The sequence below is a fragment of the Vibrio sp. MACH09 genome, assembly GCF_033238805.1.
Lineage (GTDB): Bacteria > Pseudomonadota > Gammaproteobacteria > Enterobacterales > Vibrionaceae > Vibrio.
The window spans coordinates 2,273,770-2,291,536 of record NZ_BSFZ01000001.1 but is presented as its reverse complement, the minus strand read 5'-3'; the positions used below and the strand labels follow the sequence as shown (position 1 = coordinate 2,291,536).

Here is a 17,767-nt window from a genome sequence, read left to right as displayed (position 1 = left end):
CTTTGTTATTTTTTTTACTTTCAGAACGTAGGAAGAATAAGTCGTCCATACCCAGCATCGACGAGTATTTCTCCCTCTCTATAGACGGGGTTGCCCCGCACTATGCTTGTGTTTACTTGGCCGGTAAATTGCTTACCTTCCCATGGCGTCAGGCTGCTTTTTTGCATGCCCAGCGATTTTGCACCTTCGTATGTCCAAGTTTTCTTTGGATCAGCGAGTACAATGTCAGCATCAGCTCCGACGCGTAAGCTACCTTTACAATGGCTAAGACCAAAACGTTTCGCAGGTGCGTAGCACAGTAAGTTGGCAATCATTTCTGGTGACATGCCGCGCTTATTTAGTCCGGCATCTAACATCACAGGAAACATCAATTCTATTCCTGGTAAACCCGGAGGCACTTTCCATATATCTCCGTCGTGTTTTAGTCTGTCGTCATCGGTGTAAGGGCAATGATCGGAACCGATCATATTGATTTCACCTTTAAACAACATGTCCCACAAAATGTCTTGATTCGCTTTTTGACGAATAGGTGGGTTACATTTTGCAAATACTCCCCAATGGTCCAGATCGCCATCATCAAGAACAAGATAGCTAGGGCAGGTCTCTACCGTCATAGACACGCCACGATTTCTCGCTGCTCGGATGGTTTCCCGCGCTTGGCCGCTAGATAGATGGCAGATATGAATATCGCATCCGGTTGCTTCACTAAATAAGGCAATACGTGAAATAGCTTCGATCTCAGCGATATCAGGTCGTGACTGCAAATGCGCTAAGCCACCGGTGATACCCTCTTTTTCCATTTGTGCAGCGGTAAAATCAATAATGCTGGCATTCTCAGCATGGAATCCGATGAATCGGCCTTGCTTTTGAATCGCTTTCATTGATTCTAGTAAGTGGTAGTCAGTCAACTTAGGGGCATCAGGGTCGGTAGACAAAAATGTTTTAAATGCCACACTGCCACATTCAATGAGCTCTTCTAATCGGTGCAGTTCATTAGATGGCAATAAACCCCATAGTGCGTAATCGGTAACAACTTGTGGATTTGCCGTACTTACTTTTAGATCAAACGCTTCTTTAGAGGTGACCAATGGATCACTTAATGGCATTTCAACGGTGGTGGTAATACCACCGGCTGCGGCTTGTCGTGTACCGCTACCAAAGTTCTCTCTAACATTGCCAGCACCAGGCTCTTTAAAATGGACGTGAGGATCAACGCCTCCCGGAAAAACCAATTGGTGAGACGCATCAATGGTCTCTTGGCTAGGTAGTACGACATCAGGTGTGGTAATCGCGGCTATTTTTCCGTCTTTAACGGCGATATTTCCTTCTACTGCACCAGTATTCAATACTAATGTGCCACCGGATATCACTAGATCCATTTCAGTGCTGTTATTAATCATAATATTAATCCCTATTCGGAATGTATAATGGTTTAATCAGTGTGAATTTTAACTACTTTAATTATAGACACACTTTATAAAACTAATTGCATTATAATAATGCTGTAATTGGCTGATACCGTATAGTAACAAGTAAAAAACAATATAGTGAGATCAGCTTCAAATTAAATATAACAATATAAATTTATTTATTTGTTTGTTAATTCGGTCATATATTCTGTATTTATAAATATATGGGCGAATTAATCCTCCCCTTAATAAATATAAAGTTATATTTGTTAAAGGTGAGGTTAATTAATGGGGTTAGTTTGTTAAACCCCATTATTGTAATTAATACATAAATGGATTGTTTAGAAAATCCATTTGTTAATTAATCTTTATCCTGCAAAATATTAATCATAGAAATAATTAAATTAATAATATTAATCTCTAATTGAATGATTAGATAAATGCTCTAATGCTTTCACCATTGCAGAGTGATCCCAGTTGCTGCCACCTAAAGCTGCACAAGTGTTGTATAATTCTTGTGCTGTCGCGGTGTTTGGCAAGTTAAGTTGCAATGCACGCGCTCCTTCAAGTGCCAAGTTCAGGTCTTTTTGATGCAATGAAATACGGAAGCCAGGCTCAAACGTCCCTTTAACCATACGCTCGCCGTGAACTTCTAATATCTTAGAAGAGGCGAATCCTCCCATCAGTGCTTGACGAATTTTGGCAGGATCTGCACCGGCTTTGGATGCAAATAACAAAGCTTCTGACACGGCTTCAATATTCAGTGCTACGATGATCTGGTTTGCTACTTTACAGGTTTGGCCATCTCCGTTCCCGCCTACCAAAGTGATATTTTGTCCCATTACATTAAATAGCGGCTGTGCTTTAGCAAAAACCTCTTCACGACCACCGACCATAATGGATAGGCTGCCAGCTTTAGCACCAACTTCACCACCAGATACCGGTGCATCAAGATACCAAGCGCCTTTTTCTTCTACTTTTGCGGCAAACTTCTTCGTTTCGATAGGAGAAATTGAGCTCATATCAATAACGATTTTGTCGTTAGAAAGCCCATGAATGAGGCCATTGTCACTGAACAACACATCGTTTACGTGCGGTGTATCTGGCACCATGATGATGATGATTTCACACGCTTCGGCTACAGCCGTAGGTGTTGGGCAAGAGAAGCCATTGTCGCCAAGAAGCTCAGCAGGAGCAGATTCGTAATGCTCTGAAAAATATAAGGAGTAACCTGCATCTTGCAGATTCTTTGCCATAGGCTTTCCCATTATTCCAGTACCAATAAAACCGATATTCGCCATCTTTATACTCCTAATAATTAAACAAGATTGTGGTCTTTCAACCAACCTAAGCCTGCTTCTGTACCAGCCGCAGGAACGTACTCACACCCAATCCAACCTTGATAACCGATAGAATCGAGATGCTTAAATAAAAATCCGTAGTTTATTTCGCCTGTGCCTGGTTCATGTCGGCCTGGATTGTCAGCGAGCTGAACATGGCCAATAGAAGAGAGGTTTGTTTCTACAGTACGCGCAATATCACCTTCCATAATTTGCATGTGGTAGATGTCGTACTGGTAGCTCAAATTGTCGTTGTTAACTTGGTCTAAAATAGCCAGTACTTGTTTGGTGTTTGATACAAAAAAGTTTGGAATATCTCGAGTGTTGATGGATTCCATAACCAGTTTGATGCCTGCTTGTTGCAGTTTTGATGCAGCAAACGATAAGTTTTCTACCAAGGTTTTATGGGCAAGATCGTGTTCAACTGAGTCTGGTTTTATACCCGCTAAACAGTTCACTTGGTTACATTTTAGAACTTTGGCGTATTCGATCGCTTTGTCTACGCCTGCACGAAACTCTTCGACTCTGTCTGGATGGCATGCGATACCACGTTCGCCTTTAGACCAATCTCCAGCGGGAAGATTAAAAAGTACTTGGGTTAAATCATTTGATGCTAATTTCTCTGCGATTTCTTGTGCAGAAAAATCATAAGGAAATAGGTACTCCACGCCGCGGAATCCAGCGGCGGAGGCAGCTTCAAAGCGAGCCATAAAATCCAGTTCAGTAAAGAGCATGGATAGATTAGCAGCAACTCTTGGCATAATAACTCCTAAGATATTTTGTGGCTCTTTCGAGCCACATTGTCGAAATTAAAAAGGATTGATTATCAGTAACGTTTATTACTTAACGTTTACGATCTCTTCGAACTCAACCACTTTATCGATATCGGGCCCCATGGCGATGTTGGTGACTCGTTCTGTAATCACTTCTACTACCACAGGAACTCGGTGGTAATGTGCCATCTGCTTAGCCTGTTCTAATGCTGGACCAATCTCTTCAGGTTCTGTCACGCGAATCGCTTTACAGCCTAGTCCTTCAACAACTGAGACGTGGTCAACGCCGTAGCCGTTAAGGTCTGGAGCATTAATGTTTTCGAAAGACAATTGCACACAGTAGTCGATATCAAAGCCGCGTTGAGCTTGTCGAATTAATCCTAAATAAGCGTTGTTGATTAATACGTGTACGTATGGAAGTTTAAATTGCGCTCCCACAGCAAGCTCTTCAACTAAGAACTGGAAGTCGTAGTCACCAGAAATGGCGACAACAGGCTTACTTGGATCTGCTTTTACCACCCCAAGTGCTGCTGGCATGGTCCAACCTAGTGGCCCAGCTTGGCACGCGTTGATCCAGTGGCGAGGGTGATGAACGTGTAAGAATTGGTTAGCCGCAATTTGAGCCAAACCAATGGTTGAAACATAACGAGTTTCAGGACCAAATGCTTTATTCATCTCATGGTAGATACGTTGTGGTTTGATTGGTTTGTCATCAAAGTCATCACGACGCAGCATGGTACGTTTACGTTCAATGCAGTCCGCTGTCCATTTGCTGCGATCTTTAAGTTCTCCACGTTGAGCCATCTCTTCTGCGACTTCGATAAATAGCTTCAAAGCTTCACCCGCATCAGACGCAATACCAAGATCAGGACCAAATACGCGTCCTATCTGTGTTGGCTCGATATCAACGTGAATGAACTTACGACCTTTGGTATAGGTTTTAAGGTCACCAGTGTGGCGGTTTGCCCAGCGGTTACCAATACCAAATACAAAGTCAGACTCTAGATAGGTTGCATTGCCACAACGGTGGTTTGCTTGCATGCCCATACGTCCAACCATAAGCTCATGCTCATCGGACAAGGTGCCCCAACCGCGCAGGGTTTGAATAACAGGGACGCCTGTAATTTCAGCAAATTTTTGTAACAGTTCAGATGCACCGGCGTTAATAATGCCACCACCAGCAACAAGCAGCGGTTTGTCTGCTTCATTTAACATTGCAAGAGCGCGTTCTGCTTGTGCGCGTGTTGCGACAGGCTTGTGAGGAACCATTGGCTCATACAGGTCAATGTCAAATTCGATCTCTGTCATTTGCACATCAATTGGAAGATCGAGTAGTACCGGACCTGGTCGGCCAGAACGCATTTCAAAAAATGCTTTTTGGAACGTCCCCGGAAGTTGAGCGGCTTCTAAGATAGTCACCGCCATCTTGGTCACAGGTTTAGCGATGCTCTCAATATCGACCGCTTGGAAATCTTCTTTTGCCAACTTCGCGACAGGCGCTTGACCTGTAATACATAGAATGGGAGTAGAATCCGCCGACGCTGAGTACAACGCTGTGATCATATCAGTACCGGCAGGGCCTGAAGTACCAATACATAAACCGATATTGCCATCTTTGGTGCGAGTATAACCCTCAGCCATATGAGACGCGCCTTCAACGTGACGAGCCAAAACATGGTCAATACCACCGAGTTTTTTCATCGCAGCATACATTGGATTGATTGCAGCACCTGGAACACCAAATGCGGTATCAATTCCTTCTTTTTTAAGGATTTGAACAGCTGCTTCTATTGCACGTATTTTTGTCATAATTTTTCCAGTCTTTTAAATTGTGATAAATCCGTTTATATGAATGGACCCGAATAACATTTCAGTTAAATTAATTGCGATTAAACCTAAATTACTATTTTTAATAGTTACTTCAGCGGCATTATTAATTAATGCCAAAGCTGAAAAATTAACTCGACATTTGTTTTTTCGTCGAAATACACCATATCGCAGTTATCTTTTCCGCCTTTGTGGTCAATAACTAATATGTAATCATCATCGGTTTTACTTAGTGTTCTTAATGGGCAATGCCACACACCAGTGTTATAGGTGATTCCTTGTCTGCCATTAGTAATAAATGCTTTTATGTTATCAATCTGAGGTTCATCAGAAGGGGGAGCAACAACAATAATTAATTTCTGTTGGTTTAAAGGAATCATAGATTGTTTGCCAAGTGGATGACGCTCTAACATTGGAACATTATTAGAATCATGCAAAGGTATGATTTTAAATATACCAATATCAGTATCATCATCCACGGCATAGCCTGCTTGAGTAAAATCTCTATAGCGCTTAGCAGAACCATCATTTTTTATTTGGTAGTCATCATTTTCATTAATATCAAACTCAATGACTTGACCAAATTCAGAATAAGCTTCTTCAGTTAATGGTTCGATGGTAAGCACTTTGTGCATGGTTAATTCTCCACAAAAATAGATTAAAACAGGCTAATTTAAATATACCCAGTTACCTGGGTATAACAGTTACTGACGGAATCGCTGACAAACACTCCAATTTTTCATTAATAGGTAGTAAGTAATACCGGCAGGTAATAAACTTGCGTACCAAGAAATAGTTGGGAATGTAAATGCCACAACAACACCGGCAACTAGCGCGATAACGGCTGCTGGGTTTACACCTTTATAAGGGCCTTCATTGTCGTACAAGCTTGCCACGTTCAACTCTCTTTTTCTGATGATGTAGTAATCAACAGCCATGATGGCGAATATTGGACCAAGGAAAGCAGAATAAAACTGTACGAACATTTGCAAGCCAGCGGAAGACTCATCTTTTACCAGTTCCCAAGGGAAGGTAGCAAAAGCAAGTAGACCAACTAGAATGGTGGCTGTGCGGAACTTCATCTTAAAGACATCCATTAAGATATAAGTCGGTGGTACTACGTTATTAAGAACGTTAGTGGTGACCTGAGCAAAGGCAATAAAGGTCAAAGTAGTCACTAGAAGCGGTGTATTGTCTACCGCGCTGGAGAATACTTGGATAGGATCTGTTACCCCTGTTGCACCCGAAACCATCAAACCAATAAGCCCCATAAATATGGTACATGGCAAGATTGAGAAGGCGTAAATAGTGGTTAATATTCCTCGACCAGTGCCTTTTTGTAACTCTCTGGAGTAGTCACTTACGTTCAGTATCATGGTGCTGTAAATACCTAGGAACAGCATTGTTGCTCCCCAAAATGGTACTCCCCAGCTTCCTTCGATATTAATTAGGTTGTCGGTTATCTCTGTTCCGTAGCGATCAACAACACTGTAGAACATATAAGTAAGTGCAACTAAAATAAAACCACTACCTATATTTTCTAACCATTTAATACCTTCAAAACCTAGTACTGATAATCCTATTTGGAAAAATTGAAATGCGATAAAGAAAAGTATCAAATTATCAAAACCAAATAAGGTGACCGAAACCGCATTTAATGCACCTGCACCTATCCAGCTTTGAAAACCGTACCAAACAATAGCTGGTACAGCTCTTATAATACCGGGTAGTCGTGTGCCTGTAATACCAAATGCACTTCTGGTTTGAACAATAAAAGGAATACCATATTTATATCCAGCTGCACCGTTAATGCTTAATGCAATACCGATAACAAAACAGCCGATGGTGATTGCTAATATTGCTTGGATTAAATTTAATTCACCGACAATACTTGAGCCCATGGCAAAAGTACCGATTGAAACACATCCCCCAAACCATGCGAGGAAATAGGAAATACGTCCCATGATTCTTTTTTCTGTTGGTGCTAAAGAATCTTCTTTTTTACTTACGGATGTATCTTCTTGAACTACTTGATTAATTTCAGACTCTATCATTGTCAATCCTTATTTATACAATAATATAAAAATTCCGAACTTCTAATTAGTACTACTATGAAGAACACAAACAGCAATTGTTTGCTTGGTAATTAATAAAACTCGATTCCGTTCCCTCCTGAAATACGAGTCCCTGCTTTTCCTTTAATAATGTCAGACAGACAGTAAAGCGAACCAATGGCAGCTTCACCTAGTCCGGCATTAACAAATGCGCACACAGCGTCGATTTTTGGCCCCATAGAGCCCGCAGCAAATTCAATTTCAGCCAGTGCAGTAGGTGCTGCATTTTTCATTTCTCGTTGATTCTCTGTACCAAAATCTAGGTAAACAGAGTTGTCGGTCAGAATAATGAATAGGTCGGCTTTAATTTGTTCTGCAAGAAGCTCAGCAGTAAGGTCTTTATCGATAACGCACTCAACCCCTGTTGCTTTGCCATCTGAATCGACAGTCACTGGAACACCACCACCGCCACACGCGATAACAACGTTTTGCGCTGCTAACAGTGTTTCGATCTGTTTGGTTTCTAGGATGTCTTTTGGCATTGGAGACGGAACAACTTTGCGGTAGTAACTTCCATCAGCCTTAAAGGTTACGGATTTGTCTTCAGCCATTAGTTCTTCTGCGCGCTCTTTTGTGTAAACCGGGCCAACAAATTTTGTTGGGTTTTGGAATGCTTTATCTTCGCGACTGACTAATGTCTGAGTTAAAAGGGTTGCTACATTTAGCTCTGGTGTTGCGTTACGAAGCTCTTGTTGAAGCATGTAACCAACCATTCCACATGTTTCTGCACCCAACACATCCATTGGGTAAGGCGTGGTTTGAGGGGATACTTCGTTATAAGCTACGTTTTGTTCAATAAGTAGTCCTACTTGAGGACCGTTACCGTGCACAATGACCACTTCGTGATCGCTGGCAATAGCGGCAATGCTTTCTGCTGCTTTTCTGATGTTTTCACGTTGGTTCTCAGCGGTTAAAGCTTGACCACGTTGGAGTAGGGCATTGCCACCCAGAGCTAATACTATTCTCATGTTCTTCTACCTATAATTTTGGGTTGTTGTCTGCGGATAATCGTTCCCGCAGACAGCAGGGATAACATCAGGAACTCAGTTCTTGGTGTTGTCCTTTTTTGATTAATTGACCAAACCCGGCATCGTCGATTGCGTTTTCACCATCAAATACACAGCGGCCACGTACGAAGGTCATTTCTACTCGACCTTTTAGTTGTTTGCCTTGGTATGGATTGTTTTCACACTTCGCTTTTGCGTAAGAAGTTTGGTAGCTGTATGTCCACGACTTTTCTAAATCAACCAGTGCAAAGTCAGCATCTGCACCTATCGCTATGACGCCTTTTTGAGGGTAAAGGCCCATAAGCTTGGCTGGATTCGTCGCAAGTAATTTCGCCAATCGTGGCATTGAAAGACCACGTTTGTTGACCCCTTCGTCCAGCATCAACGGCACCATTAAATCCATTCCGCCAATACCTGGAGGCATTTTGAAAATGTCTTTACCGTGCTGAAGACGATCTTCATCGGTATAAGGAGTGTGATCAGTACCAATCATGTCGATTCGACCATCTAGAACCATTTCCCATAGCTTTGTCTGATTTTCAGGTGTACGCAGTGGTGGGTTACACTTGGCAAATCCGCCATGGGTATCGAGATCGTCGGTATCAAGTACTAAATAGTGAGGACAAGTTTCGATGGTCACTCGAACACCATCTTGTTTTGCGCGCTCTACCATTTGCCATGCTTTTGCGGTGCTTACGTGACAAATATGAATGCGAACGCCAGTCTCTTTAGCAAATAGCAAAACACGTTGAATCGCTTCAACTTCAGCAATTTCTGGTCTTGCGATATTGTGGGTCGCGCCGTTAAATGGACCGTGCTCGGAATAGTGTTTTTGAGCTTTGTCTACGATGTCGGCGTTTTCAGCGTGGATACCAACCAAACCATCAAACTGTTTGATCTGTTCCATCGCTTGCAATAGATCGTAATCTTCTACATGTGGATAGTCTGGGCTCGCGAACGGAGTAAAGCCTTTATAGGCGGTACAACCACACTCATGAAGTTCTTCGAAATTGCCCACCGAGTGTTTACATAGTGCTCCCCAAAGAGCGTAATCTACGATGGATTTTTTGCTGATGATCTGGTTTTTTGACGCAAATGTAGCAGTGTTGGTGACCGGTGGAACTGACAGAGGCATCTCTACAAGTGTTGTAACACCGCCAGCGGCAGCAGCTTGAGTACCAGTAAACCAATCTTCACGTTGTGGAAAATTAGTTGGCTCCCAAATGTGGGCATGAGGATCAACGGCGCCCGGCATGAGGTATTTACCCTGAGCATCGATTACGCTTGCTGCGTCAAACTCCATTTGTGCATCCGCAATAGCAACGATTTGTTCGTTTTTGACCGCAACTACAGCGTCGATAACACCATTTTCTAAAACTACTTTGGCATTCTTGATGACTAAATCGACTTGGTTCTTCATCTAACATCCTTAGCATTCGCTTTGCGAATAGACTTTATGAACGGTAGTGCTAATAAATAATTAAGGGAGGAGAAGACTCTAACTCCTCCCTTAAACTCGAGTTACGCGACGCCGATAATTGCCGCGATAAGTGCTGCACGACACGCCACTGAGAAATCCAGAGACTTGAAGTACATTTCGTTTGGTGATGTATCGAATTCGTAATCGAATTCACCAGCGTTACGAGGTAACGAGTGAGACAAACCGATGGTTTTGCCTGTTTTTTCTTTCACGCGGTTTAGCATGTCTAAAGAAACATAGAAGTTATCGATGTTGTCCATAAATAGGGCTTTCAGTGGATCGTCGTCTTTTACTGAAGAGCCTGGTAAATAGATCATGTCGACATTTTCATCAACCAACATTTGCTCATACTCGCCAATAGACAGATTGTTATATTCCACATAGTTCGCGCCTAATGTATCCAACTTATCTTTAACGATTGGTGGCGTTTTTAGTTCGCTTAATCCGTGATAAACAATACGAGCACCAAGTGCTGCGAGTGTTAGAGCGAATGATTGACCAGAACGAGCACGAGAGAGATCCGGGCTTGATACAACGATAGTCATATCTTCAAACTTACTGCCAAATGCGCGGTAACAAGTGTATGCATCTACACATAAACCTTGAGTTGGGTGAGTAACGTGACCCCAACCACCGGAGATCATTGGGCTAATGCCACCGGTTTTCTTGCCGTAGGCCAACGCTTCATCTACTTCTTCAAACTCAGGGTGACGAAGCACAATACAGTCAGCGTAGTTAGAGATGGTTCTAAGACCGTCATACAGTGATTCACCTTTTGCTGTCGCAGAGTTAGTTTTAGGTGATGCTTCAGAGATAACGCGACCACCAAGTCTTAACATTGCAGCTTCATGTGAACTACGAGTACGAGTAGATGGTTGATAGAACAGGGTATATAGCGTTTTACCTTCAAGTAGGTTACAACCTGTTTTTAAGAAAGGTTCGATTTGCTCCGCTGCACGAAACAGCGCTAGGATCTCGTCTTTAGTCATATCATCAACAAACTCGAGGTTTTTACCCTTTAAATTTGTTGCTTCGAGATTTTTACGAATGTCCCATGTAGTAAAATCATTACCTAAAGCCATGTGGTTCTCCTTCAGTATTTGTTTCTTAGGTTATTTAACGAGAGGTTAAATAACCCGTGTAGTTAGTGTTTCTATTTCAGTATTGGATGCGTTATAAAATTGGATCGCGGTTGCAATCTTTTGAATATATGTATGTGAAATTCGGCATTTTTTCGCCCATATATGAGTCACCAACGGCGTATGAACATTGTTGTTGGAATGGTGCGAAATAGATGAAATCTTCTGGCATGATTTGGATCCAGTCTTCCCCTAATAGGTAAATACCTTGGCCTTCTAGAACATATGCACCGTGGTTTTGCTGGTGTGTTTCAATGAATGGGTGACAGCGTCCTGGCTCAAAAGAGAGAACATGGAAGTTCATATCGAAATTGATATCGGTTGGTAGTAAATCTTTGACCCAGATACCAGGAAGATCCATGTATTGGATATAATCAGAATGGTTAACATTACCGAATACACGGTAAGGTGCGCAGCCTTCAGCAGGTTGATATTTTTGCTTATAAATTAACACTCGTACTGGTTGGTCTGTATCATTGCTAAATTGTAAGCCCGCTCCCGGTGGAGCATAAACGTAACCGCCTTCAACCAGTTCTTGCGTTTCTTCTTCAACGGTTACTTTTAATTTTCCCGCGCCATCAATGACATAGATAAATGACTCTACGTTTTCTTCTGCAGCGTAAGGACGGCTGGTGTGGCCATCAGGTTTTACCAAGCCAACAAGCTGAACAAATGGACAAGTAAGTTGAGGAGAGCCAACAATAGTTAATTCACAGTTTTCAATTCCCGGAATAACATTGATAACACGTCCCTCAGTTGGAATAACGGCATATTCATTAAGTCTGATTTTAGACCTGGTTTTTAATTCTGGAAACATAGGGCTTCACCTGTAAAATTTAAGTAAAAGGAATACGTACAGATAATAATCTGCATGAAAAAGTAACATTAGAATAAGAGATAGCTAATATTCTTAAGCGACAAGGCAGGTAATAAATAGCTATATAACATTTGATATTATTGCAGTGCTAACTAGGATTAATTATTTGCAATTAATGATAATGGATAACTACAAGTAATTTCTTTCAGATTAATCACCGCTTTATAAATGGTCTTTCACCTTTCTAAATAACTCTGTTGCGTCAATATTGAGATATTAATGGGGTCTATTCAGTGAACCTCATCACGCTTTTTTGGCTAATTTAAAATATGTGATGAGGGTCACCATGTTTTGTTGACATTATCGAAAACATGTGTGTTTGTGGTGTGTGTCAGTGAAGTTGGTCACACTAATATGGATAATTATTGGAATCTGGTTGGCGGTCACGAAATTTATTTGACAAAGACAAAATGCATGTTCAAAAAAGGTTTTCAGTGAAGTTGATCACCTTATTAAATTTAATTGGATAATTGTGAGCGAGGTTCGAGAAATGTCTGTTTTCTGTGTTTGCTAATGTTTTGTAAGCCTTGTTTAGTCAGGGTTTTGTCAGGATTTTGTCAAATGTGATAATTTTGGAAATTTAGATTTTACTGCGTGATTAGTGGCTGTTTTTTCAGCAAAAACAGCCGTGTGTTTGAATTTAAAATATATCTGAAAACTATAAATCTATTCTTATAAATTAAAAATAAATATGCATTTTGGAAGAAATTCGCCAATTAACCTGAGCGGACCAAGATAGATATTGATAAATGTGATCTAAGTCTGGTATTTGCTGTTTTCTGGTAAAGTGTGACCAGATTCACTGATTAAGCTATCTGATTCTTGAAGAATGTAGATATACCGTTAGGAGTAAAAATAAATATATTAAAAAGTACTGTGTTCTTGTTTCTATTTACATTACTTCATTAATGCTATTTTATTTAAATCCTTCTTATATTCATGTTGTAAATAGTGTTGCTGTTTTATGGTGTTGGCCTTTATCATAAGCCACGTCAAAAATAGAGAATTGTGATTACATTGTCTGTGTAATTACATTGTCCGTATAAAGACATTGTCATAAACATGAATTAAATAAATTATATGGCTTAAGTGTTTAGGCTGTAAATGTCAGGAAAGGCTTGGTGCATTTTTTCATCTATATCAGTATCCAATGAGTTCCTGATTATCGGCAATGTAATTATTTCACTATTACTATTGTCAGCGGAAATATTAATTAACAACATATATGTACTTGAGTATACGTTAATCTATTTATCACTAATGACACGAGGGAAACTGATATGACATTAAGTCGTCAGCAGCAAATCGAAGCGCTAGAGAAAGACTGGGCAGAAAATCCACGTTGGAAGAACGTCAAACGTACTTATACCGCAGAAGAAGTCATTAATCTTCGAGGTTCTTTTGCACCGGCAAATACTATCGCGCAGCGTGGAGCAGACAAGCTCTGGGATTTGGTTAATGGTTCATCTAAAAAAGGTTATGTTAACTGCTTAGGCGCGTTGACTGGTGGTCAAGCGGTACAACAAGCCAAAGCGGGCATAGAAGCTATTTATCTTTCTGGTTGGCAGGTAGCTGCCGACAATAATACCGCCTCGACAATGTATCCGGATCAATCGCTTTATCCTGCGGATTCTGTTCCAGCGGTTGTAAAACGTATTAATAACTCATTCCGTCGTGCGGATCAGATTCAGTGGTCTACCGGTGGGAACCCAGAAGAGGGTGTGGATTATTTTCTGCCTATCGTAGCGGATGCTGAAGCCGGCTTTGGCGGCGTACTTAACGCCTATGAGTTGATGCGTGGAATGATTGAAGCAGGCGCTGCCGGTGTTCACTTTGAAGACCAGCTTGCATCAGTTAAAAAATGTGGCCATATGGGTGGTAAGGTTCTTGTTCCAACACAAGAAGCGGTACAAAAATTAGTAGCGGCTCGTCTTGCTGCTGATGTATCCGGAACCACAACGCTTGTTATTGCTCGAACAGATGCAAATGCAGCAGACTTGTTGACTTCCGATGTCGATCCTTATGATCGCGATTTCATTGAGGGTGAGCGTACGTCTGAAGGTTTTTATCGTGTACGTGCTGGTATTGACCAAGCTATTTCTCGTGGTTTGGCTTATGCACCATACGCTGACCTTATTTGGTGTGAAACCGCAACGCCTTGTTTAGAAGAAGCGCAAAAGTTCGCTGACGCTATTCATGCTCAGTACCCTGATCAGCTATTAGCTTACAACTGTTCTCCTTCGTTTAACTGGGAGAAAAACCTAGACGCTGAAACCATCGCTCAGTTCCAGCAAAAACTGTCTGATATGGGCTTTAAATATCAGTTCATCACTTTAGCGGGCATTCATAACATGTGGTACAACATGTTTGAACTATCTCATGCTTATGCTCAAGGTGAAGGAATGCGCCACTACGTAGAAAAAGTACAGCGTCCTGAGTTTGAAGCGGCTGAACGTGGCTATACATTTGTTGCACACCAACAAGAAGTGGGCACTGGCTACTTTGATAAAATGACCAATACCATTCAAGGTGGCGAGTCATCGGTGACGGCGTTAACGGGCTCTACTGAAGAAGATCAGTTTTAACCATTAAACGTATCAAGTTTTATAGAGGCTTCCGTTTTGCCCCTTGGGAAGCCTCTCTTTTAACCAATAGATTTTGTAGTCACTGCGTTTGTAATGCTTGTTTTGGTGGAACAGAAAACCACTTTCCTTACTAAGATGAACACGATTCTGAGTTCATCTTAATAAGGAGTAATCTCTAATTGATATTTAATTAGACTACTTCTTAGCATAAATATGTCGTTGACATATTTTAAGTAATTGCCTTGTTCTAGTGTAATTATGCCTACTGTATTTGAACATAAATTTTATATTGTAACTTATTGGTTTGTAGGGAATTTGATAAGTGTTCGTATAAGCTTTTCTCACTTATAGTAGTGTTGATCAACTCTAGCATGTTGATATTTTGGGGTTGGGTTTAGAAATGAGAGTGGTTGTGTTATCGGACTGTCTGCTTGATTTTCTAGCCCTAACCGTAAAATAAGCCCGCCTGGTTCATTGTTTCTCTTTGTCAAAACTTAACCTATCACACATCTTTGCAATCTTACCTTGCTATTTTAAGTTTAATATTAGTAATCACTCCTATACTAAATGAGTAGATATAGCCTCTCTCTATTTGTGGTTATTGGCGCATTCATTAAACAGATACATCAAATAAGTTCGTGGGCTTAATTTGCCAGGAGAACGTTGTGTTTTTGTGTAAAGGTAGTATCACAAGGAGTGTGATGTCGTGACAAGTTCAACGTTAGTAGCGATGAGAGAGACCTACCAAAATGTCTTTGATGAAAGCCATATTCCTATGCTGCTAATCTCACCCCAAAATGGTCAGATCCTGCAAGCCAATAGTGCCGCCTGTCAATTTTATGGTTATAACAGTCGTGATATTAAAACCCTCAACATTAAAGACATAAACCAGCTAACACCGAAACAAGTAGAACGAGAAATAAAGCAGGCGCATTCGTTAAAGCGCAACTATTTTGTTTTTCCTCACAAGTTGGCTAATGGTGAGATTAGGAATGTCGAAGTTTACTCAAGCCCTATAGACTTTAGAGGAGAGAAGCAGCTATTTAGCGTTATCCACGATATCACCCCACGAATTCGGGCGGAAAAGCAGCTCAATATTTATGCGCAACTTTTTACCTCCTCGATTGATATGTTAATTGTGCTAGATGAGCAATTTGTTTATCTGGCTGCCAATAATGCCTATTTAGAGATGCTGGGCAAATCATCTGAACAGGTCATTGGTTGCTCCGCAGACTCGGTATTGGATGCTGGCGCCTATGCCTCATATAAACCGTATTTGATCAAGGCCATGAAAGGCGAGCTGGTCCAATATGAGCGTCGCCATATCACATCAACAAATGCTGAGATGTATATTGAAACACGTTATTTTCCTTTCTTTGATCATAAAGGCAAACAAGTGGGTATTGTTGGCGTATTAAGGGATATTAGCGAGAAAAAGCAAGCAGAAGCACAGCTGAAACTTTCAGAAACGGTTTATCAGTCAACGGCTGAAGGGATTTTAGTCGTGGATCAAGATGGAGCGATTATCGACAGTAATCCGGCTCTTAGCCATATGAGCGGCCTTTCTCGTTCTCATCTATTGGCTCTCTCTTTTAATGATTTGCTGCAAGATGTCTCTAGAGTGAGTAATGATATCGAGTTAAGTCGGCTTGTTACTCCATGGCGAGGAGAGATGACGCTCAAATCTTGCTGCAATAAGGTGGTTCCTTTATCCGCTACGATTGACAAAGTCACGGACAAAAATCAAGTGACTCAATGCTATGTCTGTATTGTGCGAGATATCAGTTATTTTAAGCAAGCAGCAGAGAAGCTCGAGTATCTTGCTCATCATGACATTCTTACAAAGCTGCCAAATAGATTGTTATTAACGGAACGGCTAGACGAATATATTAAACGTGCGAAACGAAACAGTAATCTCGTTTATGTGATATTTATCGATCTCGACCGATTTAAAAGCATTAATGATAGCTTTGGTCATAGTGTAGGTGACTCGGTACTGGCGTCGGTGGCGAGTAAACTTAAGGAGTGCATTCGGTCAACCGATATTGCCGCGAGAGTGAGTGGTGATGAGTTTGTTGTGGTTGTTGAAGCCTCAGAGCAACCTTATGAAATACTGCAAACGCTGAAGCGTTTGATAGATACTTTTAATTCCCCTCTTCAGATCAATCAACATTCGTTGTTTATGACCGCCAGCATTGGTGTCAGTCAATATCCCGCAGACAGCGAAGATGGTAATCAGTTAATCAGCTATGCGGATGAAGCGATGTATAGCGCTAAACAACTTGGGCGCAATCAATTTAGCTTTTTTAACAAGGGGAACGCTAGCGAAATAAAACAGCGAATGGCGATAGAAAATGCGCTTCGTGGGGCATTACATAGAGATGAGTTTGAGCTGTTTTATCAGCCTCAGTTGATATTAGGCCAGACAGAGTGCATTGGCTTTGAAGTGCTGTTGCGATGGCACAATCCAGAACTAGGCTCTGTTTCTCCTTCCGTTTTTATTCCCATGGCCGAACAGTTGGGATTAATGTGGGACATTGGTCGTTGGGTGCTGAGAAACGCTTGTGAACAAGGACGAAAATGGCAATTAGCGGGTGTGCCGTTTGGTAAATTAGCGGTGAATGTGTCTGGTATTCAACTGAAACAGTGTCAGTTCCAAGACGAGATCATCACAATATTAAAACAGACTGAGTTTCGAGCTGACTGGTTGGAGTTAGAAATCACGGAAGACTTTGTGATGAATCAAGCGGAAGAGAGCATACACCAGTTAACTCAGTTACGGGATTTGGGTATCGACATCTCAATAGATGATTTTGGTACGGGTTACTCATCCATGAGTTATTTAAAAAGTTTGCCGGTGAACAAGTTAAAAATTGATCGTTCTTTTATTCTGGATATAGAGAAAGATATAGACAGTAAATTGATCACCAAATCCATTATTGCCCTTGGGCAAGCGATGCATCTGGATATCATCGCCGAAGGGGTTGAGAATGCGCGTCAAGCGGACATTTTAAACACGTTAGGTTGTGAGCAAGTACAAGGTTTTTATTACGGAAAGCCAATGCCTGAACGAGATGTCACTTATTGGCTAGAGAAACAGAACTACACCCGACGAACGAACTGTACTCGGTAACCGTCTATGCTTCTGTAATTAGACAATGCGATGCATTCTTGTGAGCTAGAAAACGTAAATTATTCGCCTAATTTGCGCTAATA

At 41.3% G+C, this 17,767-nt stretch carries 12 protein-coding genes; 2 read left to right on the top strand and 10 right to left on the bottom strand.

The genetic code is table 11. The features are described from left to right. Positions 1 to 20: 20 nt before the first annotated feature. From allB (CHJ_RS10170) to allE, 10 genes are all read right to left on the bottom strand, one after another. Complete coding sequence (gene allB, locus CHJ_RS10170; RefSeq protein ID WP_317917609.1) at positions 21 to 1,400, bottom strand: allantoinase AllB; 1,380 nt, start codon at positions 1,398 to 1,400, stop codon at positions 21 to 23. A gap of 422 nt (positions 1,401 to 1,822) precedes the next feature. Then, positions 1,823 to 2,710 (bottom strand): 2-hydroxy-3-oxopropionate reductase, encoded by an 888-nt coding sequence (glxR, locus tag CHJ_RS10165; protein WP_317917608.1) that lies wholly within the window; start codon positions 2,708 to 2,710, stop codon positions 1,823 to 1,825. 17 nt (positions 2,711 to 2,727) lie between these two features. After that, positions 2,728 to 3,510 carry a hydroxypyruvate isomerase gene (gene hyi / locus CHJ_RS10160; RefSeq protein ID WP_317917607.1) on the bottom strand — a complete coding sequence of 261 codons (783 nt, stop codon included), beginning with the start codon at positions 3,508 to 3,510 and terminating at the stop codon, positions 2,728 to 2,730. Positions 3,511 to 3,588: 78 nt separating this feature from the next. After that, positions 3,589 to 5,331 carry a glyoxylate carboligase gene (gene gcl, locus CHJ_RS10155; RefSeq protein WP_317917606.1) on the bottom strand — a complete coding sequence of 581 codons (1,743 nt, stop codon included), beginning with the start codon at positions 5,329 to 5,331 and terminating at the stop codon, positions 3,589 to 3,591. Between the two features lie 128 nt (positions 5,332 to 5,459). Beyond that, complete coding sequence (locus CHJ_RS10150; protein WP_317917605.1) at positions 5,460 to 5,984, bottom strand: ureidoglycolate lyase; 525 nt, start codon at positions 5,982 to 5,984, stop codon at positions 5,460 to 5,462. Between the two features lie 69 nt (positions 5,985 to 6,053). Then, a complete protein-coding gene (locus CHJ_RS10145) occupies positions 6,054 to 7,403 on the bottom strand; it encodes an NCS1 family transporter (RefSeq protein ID WP_171752155.1) in 1,350 nt (449 codons plus the stop codon). A 92-nt stretch (positions 7,404 to 7,495) separates the two neighbouring features. Further along, positions 7,496 to 8,431: a carbamate kinase gene (arcC, locus tag CHJ_RS10140; RefSeq protein ID WP_171752156.1), complete on the bottom strand. Its 936-nt coding sequence runs from the start codon at positions 8,429 to 8,431 to the stop codon at positions 7,496 to 7,498. Between the two features lie 67 nt (positions 8,432 to 8,498). Then, positions 8,499 to 9,890 (bottom strand): allantoinase AllB, encoded by a 1,392-nt coding sequence (allB, locus tag CHJ_RS10135; protein WP_171752157.1) that lies wholly within the window; start codon positions 9,888 to 9,890, stop codon positions 8,499 to 8,501. 101 nt (positions 9,891 to 9,991) lie between these two features. Next, complete coding sequence (locus tag CHJ_RS10130) at positions 9,992 to 11,032, bottom strand: aspartate carbamoyltransferase (protein WP_171752158.1); 1,041 nt, start codon at positions 11,030 to 11,032, stop codon at positions 9,992 to 9,994. Positions 11,033 to 11,123: 91 nt separating this feature from the next. Next, positions 11,124 to 11,906 (bottom strand): (S)-ureidoglycine aminohydrolase, encoded by a 783-nt coding sequence (gene allE / locus CHJ_RS10125; RefSeq protein WP_171752159.1) that lies wholly within the window; start codon positions 11,904 to 11,906, stop codon positions 11,124 to 11,126. A gap of 1,340 nt (positions 11,907 to 13,246) precedes the next feature. Between allE and aceA the strand changes: the two genes are divergently transcribed. Next, positions 13,247 to 14,551 (top strand): isocitrate lyase, encoded by a 1,305-nt coding sequence (aceA, locus tag CHJ_RS10120; RefSeq protein WP_171752160.1) that lies wholly within the window; start codon positions 13,247 to 13,249, stop codon positions 14,549 to 14,551. 706 nt (positions 14,552 to 15,257) lie between these two features. Beyond that, entirely contained in the window at positions 15,258 to 17,684 is a 2,427-nt protein-coding gene (locus CHJ_RS10115) for a GGDEF domain-containing phosphodiesterase (protein WP_317917604.1), read from the top strand. The last annotated feature ends 83 nt before the right edge of the window (positions 17,685 to 17,767 follow it).